This window comes from Aeromicrobium sp. CnD17-E, from assembly GCF_024124745.1.
Lineage (GTDB): Bacteria > Actinomycetota > Actinomycetes > Propionibacteriales > Nocardioidaceae > Aeromicrobium.
In genome coordinates this window covers 1-9,576 of the sequence record NZ_JAMXRU010000113.1, presented here as the reverse complement: position 1 = coordinate 9,576, position 9,576 = coordinate 1, and the positions used below count along the sequence as shown (strand labels likewise).

The 9,576-nt window shown below is 72.1% G+C and carries 13 protein-coding genes; all 13 read left to right on the top strand.

Annotated elements, in window-relative coordinates:
- Window positions 1-320: 320 nt before the first annotated feature.
- Window positions 321-773 (top strand): 30S ribosomal protein S16, encoded by a 453-nt coding sequence (rpsP, locus tag NH339_RS15725; protein WP_253026975.1) that lies wholly within the window; start codon window positions 321-323, stop codon window positions 771-773.
- Window positions 774-775: 2 nt separating this feature from the next.
- Window positions 776-1,027: an RNA-binding protein gene (locus NH339_RS15720; RefSeq protein WP_067856593.1), complete on the top strand. Its 252-nt coding sequence runs from the start codon at window positions 776-778 to the stop codon at window positions 1,025-1,027.
- 9 nt (window positions 1,028-1,036) lie between these two features.
- On the top strand, window positions 1,037-1,591 hold the full coding sequence (rimM, locus tag NH339_RS15715) for a ribosome maturation factor RimM (protein ID WP_253026974.1): 555 nt from the start codon (window positions 1,037-1,039) through the stop codon (window positions 1,589-1,591).
- A 20-nt stretch (window positions 1,592-1,611) separates the two neighbouring features.
- The gene (trmD, locus tag NH339_RS15710) at window positions 1,612-2,313 is read left to right on the top strand and encodes a tRNA (guanosine(37)-N1)-methyltransferase TrmD (RefSeq protein WP_253026976.1); all 702 of its coding nucleotides are present in this window, start codon (window positions 1,612-1,614) and stop codon (window positions 2,311-2,313) included.
- A 156-nt stretch (window positions 2,314-2,469) separates the two neighbouring features.
- Entirely contained in the window at window positions 2,470-3,762 is a 1,293-nt protein-coding gene (locus NH339_RS15705) for an ammonium transporter (protein WP_253026973.1), read from the top strand.
- Between the two features lie 297 nt (window positions 3,763-4,059).
- Window positions 4,060-4,410: a 50S ribosomal protein L19 gene (gene rplS / locus NH339_RS15700; RefSeq protein WP_067856601.1), complete on the top strand. Its 351-nt coding sequence runs from the start codon at window positions 4,060-4,062 to the stop codon at window positions 4,408-4,410.
- A 53-nt stretch (window positions 4,411-4,463) separates the two neighbouring features.
- A complete protein-coding gene (lepB, locus tag NH339_RS15695) occupies window positions 4,464-5,150 on the top strand; it encodes a signal peptidase I (protein ID WP_253026972.1) in 687 nt (228 codons plus the stop codon).
- A gap of 10 nt (window positions 5,151-5,160) precedes the next feature.
- Entirely contained in the window at window positions 5,161-5,895 is a 735-nt protein-coding gene (locus tag NH339_RS15690) for a ribonuclease HII (protein WP_253026971.1), read from the top strand.
- Window positions 5,892-6,200 (top strand): DUF2469 domain-containing protein, encoded by a 309-nt coding sequence (locus NH339_RS15685; protein ID WP_067856607.1) that lies wholly within the window; start codon window positions 5,892-5,894, stop codon window positions 6,198-6,200. The genes NH339_RS15690 and NH339_RS15685 overlap by 4 nt, the downstream gene beginning before the upstream one ends.
- A gap of 8 nt (window positions 6,201-6,208) precedes the next feature.
- A complete protein-coding gene (locus NH339_RS15680; RefSeq protein WP_253026970.1) occupies window positions 6,209-6,577 on the top strand; it encodes a VOC family protein in 369 nt (122 codons plus the stop codon).
- A gap of 95 nt (window positions 6,578-6,672) precedes the next feature.
- On the top strand, window positions 6,673-7,035 hold the full coding sequence (locus tag NH339_RS15675) for a YraN family protein (protein WP_253026969.1): 363 nt from the start codon (window positions 6,673-6,675) through the stop codon (window positions 7,033-7,035).
- Window positions 7,035-8,609 carry a YifB family Mg chelatase-like AAA ATPase gene (locus NH339_RS15670; RefSeq protein ID WP_253026968.1) on the top strand — a complete coding sequence of 525 codons (1,575 nt, stop codon included), beginning with the start codon at window positions 7,035-7,037 and terminating at the stop codon, window positions 8,607-8,609. The genes NH339_RS15675 and NH339_RS15670 overlap by 1 nt, the downstream gene beginning before the upstream one ends.
- Window positions 8,606-9,576 (top strand): DNA-processing protein DprA (locus NH339_RS15665; RefSeq protein WP_253026967.1); only part of this gene is annotated, 971 nt, incomplete at its 3' end. The genes NH339_RS15670 and NH339_RS15665, both read left to right, overlap by 4 nt.

Here is a 9,576-nt window from a genome sequence, read left to right as displayed (position 1 = left end):
CCCGGTGGCCGACGCGCTGCGCGCCGAGGGTGCCGGCGGGCTGCCCGTCGTCGCCGCGGAGGCCGTCGCGGGTGCGGCGCGCTTCGTGGCCGGGGCCGGCCGGCACGGTCGCTTCGACGACGGTGCTCCGGACCGCTGAACGGGACCCGCGAGGCGATGTGGTCCTGGTGGACGTCGTCTGGCAGAATGTCGCCTTGTGTCCGCCGCGGCCGGGACCCTCTCACCCCGACCGCTGGGCCCACCAGCTTCGTGACCGAGTCGTGACCCCACCCGGCTCGCCACGTCACCCCACCACAGAGACCTGAGGAGACACCACACCCGTGGCCGTCAAGATTCGCCTGAAGCGGATGGGCAAGATCCGCACCCCGTACTACCGCATCGTCGTCGCCGACTCGCGCACCAAGCGCGACGGTCGCGTGATCGAGGAGATCGGCACGTACAACCCGAAGACCGAGCCGTCGACGATCCACGTCGTCTCCGAGCGCGCCCAGTACTGGCTCGGCGTCGGCGCCCAGCCCACCGAGGCCGTCGCCGCGCTGCTCAAGATCACCGGCGACATCGGTGGCACCAGCACGCTCAAGCAGCCCGAGCCGAAGGCCGACAAGGCCGCCCTGTTCGACGCCGCCCTCAAGGAGCTGCACTCGGAGCCCAAGACCGACGCGACCACCAAGAAGAAGGCCGCGAAGAAGGCTGACGAGGCGCCCGCCGAGGAGCCGAAGGCCGAGGACACCGCTGCCGAGGCGCCCGCCGAGGCCGAGAGCACCGAGTCCTGATCGTGGCCGGTCGCACGCAGGAGGTCATCGAGCACCTCGTGTCGGCCATCGTCGACCACCCCGACGAGGTCGACGTGCGCGCCGCGTCGACCCGCCGGGGCGACCTCTTCGAGGTGCGGGTCAACCCTGCCGACCTCGGCAAGGTGATCGGCCGCTCCGGTCGTACCGCGTCGGCGATCCGCACCGTCACCGGAGCGATCGCCGGCACCAAGGGTGCCCGCATCGACTTCGTGGACGTCGACCGCCAGCGCTGAGGACCTGACGTGCGCGTCGTCGTCGGCCGCATCGGCCGGGCCCACGGCATCAAGGGCGAGCTCGCCGTCCAGGTCCGCACCGACGAGCCGGAGCGTCGCTTCGCTCCTGGCACGACCCTCGTCGCCGGCGACCGCACCGTCGTCGTGGCAGCCGCCCGGAACCACTCCGGGCGGCTGCTGCTGCGTCTGGAGGGCGTCGGCGACCGCACCGCGGCCGAGGCCCTGCACGGGCGCGTCCTCGAGGTCGACGTCGACCCCGACGACGTGCCCGAGGAGGACGACGCCTACTACGACCACCAGCTCGTCGGCCTGCGCGTGCACGACCACGCGGGCACCGACGTCGGGGTCGTCTCCGACGTGCTGCACCTGCCCGAGCAGGACCTGCTGTCGCTCGACCTCGACGCGGGCACGCGCGGCGTCCTCGTGCCGTTCGTGGTCGCGCTCGTCCCCGACGTCGACCTGGGTGCGGGACACGTGACGCTCGCCGACGTGCCCGGCCTGCTCGACCCCGAGGCCCAGACCGTCGCCGAGCCCGAGCGGGCCGCCGGCGGTGCCGACGCATGAGCGAGCCCGACACCCCGACCCTGCGCATCGACGTCGTCTCCATCTTCCCGGCGTACCTCGACGCGCTCGACCTGTCCCTCGCCGGCCGGGCCCGCGAGAAGGGCCTGCTGCAGATCGCGACGCACGACCTGCGCGACTTCACCCACGACCGGCACCGCACCGTGGACGACACGCCCTACGGCGGCGGCGCCGGCATGGTCATGAAGCCCGAGCCGTGGGGCGAGGCGCTCGACACGGTCACCACCGACGACAGCGTGGTCGTGGTGCCGACGCCGTCGGGCACCCCGTTCCGGCAGTCCCTCGCGCACGACCTCAGCCGCGAGCGGCACCTGGTGTTCGCGTGCGGACGCTACGAGGGCATCGACCAGCGCGTCATCGACCACGCCCGCCGGCGCTGGCGGGTCGAGGAGGTCTCCCTCGGCGACTTCGTCCTCAACGGGGGAGAGGTGGCCGCGCTCGCCGTGATCGAGGCCGTCGTGCGCCTCGTCCCCGGCTTCATGGGCAACCCCGCCTCGCTCGCCGAGGAGTCGCACGGTGAGGACGGCCTCCTGGAGTACCCCGTGTACACCAAGCCGGCCACGTGGCGCGGCCACACGGTGCCCGACGTCCTGCTGTCCGGCCACCACGGCGCGATCGCCGCCTGGCGGCACGAGCAGGCCCTGCAGCGCACCCGCGAGCGACGTCCGGACCTGCTCGGTGACGCGTCCGAAACATCGAGTTAACAGTGGCTCTCCTGCCGTAACCCTCCCGTGATTCTCAGGCAAGCCTGAGAAAACCTCAGGTCGTGACACTGGCGGCGGATACACGCAGCAACGGAGCTGTGTGCCGCCCCTGCGGGACCTCTGCGGTCCTGTTCACTCCCAGGAGAGAGAAACTCGATGGATTTTCCCACGTACTGGCTGCTGATCGCGGCCGCTCTGGTGCTCTTCATGACGCCAGGCGTCGCCTTCTTCTACGGCGGACTCGTGAAGGCCAAGAGCGTCGTCTCGATGATGATGCTCAGCTTCGGCACGATCGGACTCGTCGGCGTCCTCTGGATGCTGTTCGGATTCAACATGGCCTTCGTCGACGGCTCCAGCGCTGACTGGATCCCGCGTGTGCTCGGCAACCCGTTCTCGGACTTCGCCCTGAACGACGCCGCCAACGCCGCGTTCGGGGGTGACGGCGCAGCGAGCTTCGTGCTCGCCAACGCGGCCTTCGGGTCGACGTTCGCGATCATCACGGTCGCGCTGATCTCGGGCGCTATCGCCGACCGCGCCCGCTTCTTCCCGTGGCTGCTGTTCGCCGGCCTGTTCGCCGTCCTGGCCTACTTCCCGGTCGCCTCGTGGGTCTTCTCCTTCACCACCGACGACCAGGGCGTCCCCACCTTCACGGGCTGGATCGGCAACCTCGGCTCGGCACTCGGCTTCGACACCGGCACGATCGACTACGCCGGCGGCACCGCGGTGCACATCAACGCCGGTGCGGCCGCCCTGGCCCTCGCGCTCGTCCTCGGCAAGCGCAAGGTCTTCAGCAAGGAGACCGCGGTCCCGCACAACGTGCCGCTCGTCCTCATCGGTGCCGCGGTCCTGTGGTTCGGCTGGTTCGGCTTCAACGCCGGCGCCACCCTCGCTACCGGCACGGCCGGCACCAACGGCTCCGCCGCGCTGATCATCGTCAACACGATCGTCTGCCCGGCCGCGGCTGCGCTCGGCTTCATCGTCATCGAGCACTTCCGCAACGGCAAGGCCACGGCTGTCGGCGCCGCCTCCGGTGTCGTGGCCGGTCTGGTCGCGATCACGCCGTCGTGCGCCAACCTGACGCCGTTCTGGTCCATCGTGCTCGGCCTCGTCGCCGGTGCTGTCTGTGCGGTCGCCATCGACCTCAAGTACAAGCTCGGCTTCGACGACTCGCTCGACGTGGTCGGCCTGCACCTGGTCGCCGGTGTCCTCGGCACGCTGTACCTCGGCTTCTTCGCCATCGACACGGGCCTGTTCACCGGCGGCGGCAACCTGGAGCAGTTCATCGTCCAGCTGATCCCCGCCGTCGCCGTGGCGCTCTACAGCTTCGTCGTCGCGTTCGTGATCGCCAAGATCATCGACGCCACGATCGGCTTCCGCGTCACCGAGGAGGAGGAGGTCGCCGGCATCGACAGCGTGCTCCACGGCAGCGAGGGCTACGCGCTCGACTGAGCACGCCTCGCACCCCAGACCCCACGAGGGCACCTGCTCGGGCAGGTGCCCTCGTGGCGTTCTGTGTTGGCTTGCCGCCCACGGCCCGGCACCCCCGCTGTGCCCTTCGCCGCCCATGGCCCGGCACCCCCGCCGGGCGCCGGTGCCGGTTTCGGGAACCCTCGACCCGTGTGGAATACTTGGCTGCTGGCGCATCGCGGTTCTGCCACAGGGGAGCCGCTGACCGACGCCGCACGACCCTTTCTCTTTCACCATCGTTTTCCGTGGGTGACCTGTGGCACCGGCGAGGAGTAGATCATGACCAACCTGGTCGACCAGGTCGCAGCCGAGTCCCGTCGCGACGACGTCCCCGCGTTCCGCGCCGGCGACACCCTCAAGGTCCACGTCAAGGTCGTCGAGGGCAACCGCTCCCGCGTCCAGGTGTTCCAGGGCGTCTGCATCAAGCTGCAGGGCTCGGGCATCGGCCGCACCTTCACGGTGCGCAAGGTCAGCTTCGGCGTCGGCGTCGAGCGCACCTTCCCGCTGCACACGCCCGTCATCGAGAAGATCGAGGTCGCGACCCGCGGCGACGTGCGTCGCGCGAAGCTCTACTACCTCCGCTCGCTGCGCGGCAAGGCCGCGAAGATCAAGGAGAAGCGCGAGGACTGAGGTCCCCCGCGTGCCCACCTGCTCGCTGTGGCTCCTGCGTCTAGGCTCACGTCGTGAGTGAGACCGTGAAGAAGCGCCAGCTGCCCGTCTGGCAGGAGTCGATCCTCCTCGTCGTCATCGCGATGGTGATGGCCGTGGTGGTCAAGGCCTTCTTCCTGCAGGCGTTCTACATCCCGTCGGAGTCGATGGAACCGACGATGCTCGTCAACGACAAGATCCTCGTCCAGAAGGTCTCCTACTGGACCGGCGATCCGCAGCGTGGCGACATCGTCGTGTTCGACGACCCCGGGGGATGGCTCGACGCCAGCGAGGACGCCAAGGCCAGCAACCCGGTCCAGAAGGCGCTGGAGGTCGTCGGTCTCTTCCCGACCGGCGGCCACCTCATCAAGCGCGTCGTCGGCGTCGGCGGCGACCGCGTCGCCTGCTGCGACGAGCAGGGCCGGCTCACGGTCAACGGCACGTCCATCGACGAGCCGTACCTGCGCGACCCCGCCGCCAACAGCGAGACCCGCTTCGACGTGATCGTCCCCAAGGACCACCTGTGGGTCGAGGGCGACAACCGCGGCAACTCTGCCGACTCACGCGTCCACCAGGGCGACCCGGGCGGCGGCTTCATCCCCGTCGACGCCGTCGTCGGCAAGGCGTGGGTCCGGGTGTGGCCGTGGAAGCGGATGGGCTTCATCCGTGACACCGACGCGTTCGCCGAGGTGCCCGACGACCCGCCCGCGAAGCGCGAGTGACGCAGCAGCAGTGACAGGACGTCCGAGCCTCCGGTTCGAGCGCAGCCTCCTGCGCGAGCGCTGCACCGTGCTCGCCTGCGCCGACGAGGTCGGCCGCGGCGCGCTGAGCGGTCCGGTCAGCGTCGGCGTCGTGGCCGTCACCGAGCGGACCCGCACAGCACCGCAGGGCGTGCGCGACAGCAAGCTGCTCTCGCCCGACGCCCGCGCGCGGCTCGCGCCACGCATCCGCCGGTGGGCCACCACCCACGGCGCGGGCTACGGGGTCGGTCACGCGTCGCCCGCGGAGATCGACGCGGTAGGCATCATGGCCGCGATGCGGCTCGCCGCGCACCGTGCGCTCGTCGACCTCGACCCCACGCCCGACCTCGTGCTGCTCGACGGCAACCACGACTACCTGAGCGCGCCCGTGCAGCCGTCGCTCCTCGACGCACCCGGGCCGAGCTTCCCGCCCGTCGTCACCGTGGTGAAGGCCGACCTGCGCTGCGCCGCGGTTGCCGCCGCGAGCATCCTGGCGAAGACGGCGCGTGACGCGCTCATGGTCGAGCTCGCGCAGGAGCACCCGCAGTACGGCTGGCACGAGAACAAGGGCTACGCGTCGCCCGCGCACGTCGAGGCGCTGCGTCAGCACGGCCCGAGCGACCACCACCGACGTTCGTGGAGCCTGCCCGGCTGCGCGGTCCTGGCCGGTAGTGTTCCGGGGAGCGACACGACGAGCACGATCGAGCAGGCCGTGGAGGGCAGATGAGCGCAGAGGACCTCGAGAAGTACGAGACCGAGGCCGAGCTCGCGCTGTACCGCGAGTACCGCGACGTCGTGAAGATCTTCAAGTACGTCGTCGAGACCGACCGTCGCTTCTACCTCTGCAACGCGGTCGACGTGAAGGTCCGCTCCGAGACCGGCGACGCCTACTTCGAGGTGTCCATGAACGACGCCTGGGTGTGGGACATCTACCGTCCGGCCCGCTTTGCCAAGAACGTCAAGGTGCTCACCTTCAAGGACGTGAACGTCGAGGAGCTCGCCGACTCCGACGTGAAGATCCCCTCCGCCTGAGGCGCCTCGTGGACGAGAGGCCGGCGAACGTCGTGGCCGTCCTGGCGCGCATCCCGGTGGGAAGCATCGACGCCGCGCTGCCGCTGTACGAGCGCCTGGCGGAAACCTCGGACGTGCACGTGTTCACGTTCGGGCCGGTGCGGCTGGCGTGGGTCGGCCCCTTCCTCCTGCTCGAGGGCGCTGACGAGGCCGCCCGTTCCCGCGCCGCGACGATCATCGTCCGCGACCTCGACGTCGTCGTCGACGCCGTGCTGGACGCTGGGGGAGACCTGCTGGACGGTCCGATGCCCGGGCCGAACGGCCGACGGCTCGTCGCCCGCCACGGTGACGGCAACGTCGTCGAGTACGTCGAGCAGGTCGCGCCGACCCGCTCCTGAGCACGTCCACAGGCCCTTCGCCGGGCTGGTCCCGGTCGTCCACAGCCCGCGCGAGGGGTCTGTCGTGGGTGTCGTGGTGTGGCGAGGCTGGGGGCATGAGTCAGGCACGCAACGACGCGCTGGGGCGGTACGGGGAGCAGGTGGCGGCGCGGCACCTGGAGTCGCTGGGGATGACGATCCTGGAGCGGAGGTGGACGTGCCGCTGGGGTGAGCTCGACCTGGTGGCGAGGGACGGCGACACGATCGTGTTCTGCGAGGTCAAGACGCGGACGAGCTCGCGTCACGGGACGGGGTTCGAGTCGGTCTCGGCGCGCAAGGCGGCTCGGCTGCGGCGCGCGGCGTCCGCGTGGCTGCAGGCGCAGGAGGTGGAGCCGGCGGCGGTGCGGATCGACGTGGTGTCGGTGCGGATCCCGCGGCGGGGCGGCCCGGTGGTCGAGCGCATGGGTGGGGTGGCCTGATGGCGGCGACGCACTCGGTGACCCTCGACGGGCTGACCGGTCGGGCGATCGAGGTGGAGGTCGACATCTCCTCGGGTCTGCCCAAGACGATCGTGGTCGGTCTGGCCGACACGATCGTCAACGAGGCACGCGACCGGGTGCGCGCCGCGGTCGTCAACTCCGGGACGACGTGGCCCGACCAGCGCGTGACCATCAACCTCGCCCCGTCGACGCTGCCGAAGACCGGGTCGCACTACGACCTCGCGATCGGGGTGGCGATGTTCGTGGAGAAGACGCTGGTGCCGGTCGAGGCCACGGCGGGCGCCGTCTTCATCGGCGAGCTCGCCCTCGACGGTCGCCTCCGTGCGGTCCGCGGGGTGCTCCCGGCGACGGTCGCCGCCGCCGAGGCAGGGTTCGGACGGGTGTTCGTGCCGGAGTCGAACGTGGGAGAGGCCGAGCTCGTGAGCGGGGTGCAGGTCGTCGGCGTGCGGTCCCTGCGCCAGGTGGTCGCGCTCCTCACGGGGGAGGAGGAGCCGGACGACCCGCCCGTGCCGCCGCTCGAGGAGGGCGCTGGGCTCGGGCACGCCTACGTCGACCGGGTGGCCGGGCTCGACCTCGCCGACGTGGCCGGGCAGGAGGACACCCGGACCGCCGTCGTCGTGGCTGCTGCCGGGGGCCACCACGTGCTCATGACCGGTCCGCCCGGCATCGGCAAGACGATGCTGGCGCAGCGGCTCCCCGGCCTCCTGCCCGACCTGACCCGCGAGCAGGCCCTGGAGGTCAGCGCGGTGCACTCCCTGGCCGGTGTGCTGCCGGCGGACGTGCCGCTCGTGGAGCGTCCCCCGTTCGTCGACCCCCACCACACCGCCAGCGCCGTGGCCATCGTCGGCGGCGGCCAGCGGGGGATCCGACCGGGCGCGCTCAGCCTCGCCCACCGCGGCGTCCTCTTCCTCGACGAGGCGCCGGAGTTCGCGTCGAACGTGCTCGACGCGCTGCGCCAGCCGCTGGAGTCCGGTCACGTCGTCGTCTCGCGCGCGGCGCAGACCGCCACGTTCCCCGCCCGGTTCCAGCTGGTGCTCGCCGCGAACCCCTGCCCGTGCGGGCAGGGCGGCTCGGTGAGCGACCCCTGCGAGTGCACACCGCTCATGCAGCGCCGCTACCGCGACCGGATCTCCGGGCCGGTGCGCGACCGCATCGACATCCACCGCACGCTCGTCGCACCCAGCCGCCCCGAGCTGGTGCACGAGACGACGGGCGCCCGCTCCACCGCGCAGCTCGCACCGGCCGTTCGCCGCGCCCGGGAGCGTCAGGCCGTCCGGCTCGCCGGGACGCCCTGGCAGGCCAACGCCGACGTGCCGGGCGTCGACCTGCGCAAGCACTGGCCGGCCACCGACGCCGCCCGAAGTCTCGTCGACTCCCACCTGCGCGGCCAACGGCTCTCGGCGCGCTCGGCCGACCGGGTCCTGCGGGTGTCCTGGACCGTGTGCGACCTCCGGGACGGCGGGCAGCCCGACGTCGACGACGTCGAGCTCGCCCTCGCGCTCCGCCGGGGCACGCCCCTCGGGCCGCTGCTGCGCGACCTGGTGACGTCGTGAGCGGACGGACCGACCAGTTCCGTCGGGGTGACGCACTGCGCGACGCCGAGGCACGGCTCGCGCTGAGCCTCGTCGTCGAGCCCGGCGACCCCCGCCTGGTCCCGCTGCTCGACGAGCACGGAGCCGGCGCCGTCGTGGCGGCGATCCGCGACGGTGGGGCTCCGCTCGCGTCGCACCTGCCGGACGCCTGGCGCGACGCTGCACCGCGTCTGGACCGCGACGTCGTCGCCGCCCGCTCCCGCGCCGACGAGCAGGGCCTGCGATGGGTGGTGCCGGGCGACCGCGAGTGGCCGGTCGGCCTCGACGACCTCGACCACGTGGAGCCGCACGGAGGCACCACCGGGGCGCCGTTGGGGCTCTGGGTCCGCGGTCCCGCCGACCTCGGCGGGCTCGCGGAGCAGGCGGTGGCCGTCGTCGGCGCCCGCTCGTGCACCGCCTACGGGAGCGACTGCGCGGCCGAGATCGCCGCCGACGTGGCCGACCAGGGCGGCACCGTCGTCAGTGGCGCGGCGTTCGGCATCGACGCCGCCGCGCACCGCGGCGCCCTCGTGCAGCACCGGCCGACTGTGGCGGTGCTCGCGTGCGGGGCCGACGTCGAGTACCCGCGCACCCACGCGTCGCTCCTGCGCCGGATCGGCCAGGACGGTCTCGTCGTCTCGGAGCAGGCTCCCGGCCAGGTGCCGATGCGTTCACGCTTCCTGTCGCGCAACCGGATCATCGCCGCGCTCGCGGTCGGGACGGTCGTGGTCGAGGCGGCACGCCGCAGCGGCTCGCTCAACACGCTGTACTGGGCCGACGCCCTGGGCCGCGTGACGATGGGCGTCCCCGGGCCGGTCACGTCGCAGCAGTCCGCCGGCGTGCACCAGGCGGTCCGCGACGGGCGTGCCGTGCTGGTCACGACGGGCCGCGAGGTGCTCGACGCGGTCGCCGGGGTCACGGCCGACGTCGCCGAGCCCGCGCGGGCCGA

Excerpts from the sequence above, each read along its gene's own strand:
- NH339_RS15705 (WP_253026973.1), top strand. The coding sequence starts at position 2,470 with ATGGATTTTCCCACGTACTGGCTGCTGATCGCGGCCGCTCTGGTGCTC.
- rplS (WP_067856601.1), top strand. The coding sequence starts at position 4,060 with ATGACCAACCTGGTCGACCAGGTCGCAGCCGAGTCCCGTCGCGACGAC.
- NH339_RS15685 (WP_067856607.1), top strand. The coding sequence starts at position 5,892 with ATGAGCGCAGAGGACCTCGAGAAGTACGAGACCGAGGCCGAGCTCGCG.
- NH339_RS15675 (WP_253026969.1), top strand. The coding sequence starts at position 6,673 with ATGAGTCAGGCACGCAACGACGCGCTGGGGCGGTACGGGGAGCAGGTG.
- NH339_RS15670 (WP_253026968.1), top strand. The coding sequence starts at position 7,035 with ATGGCGGCGACGCACTCGGTGACCCTCGACGGGCTGACCGGTCGGGCG.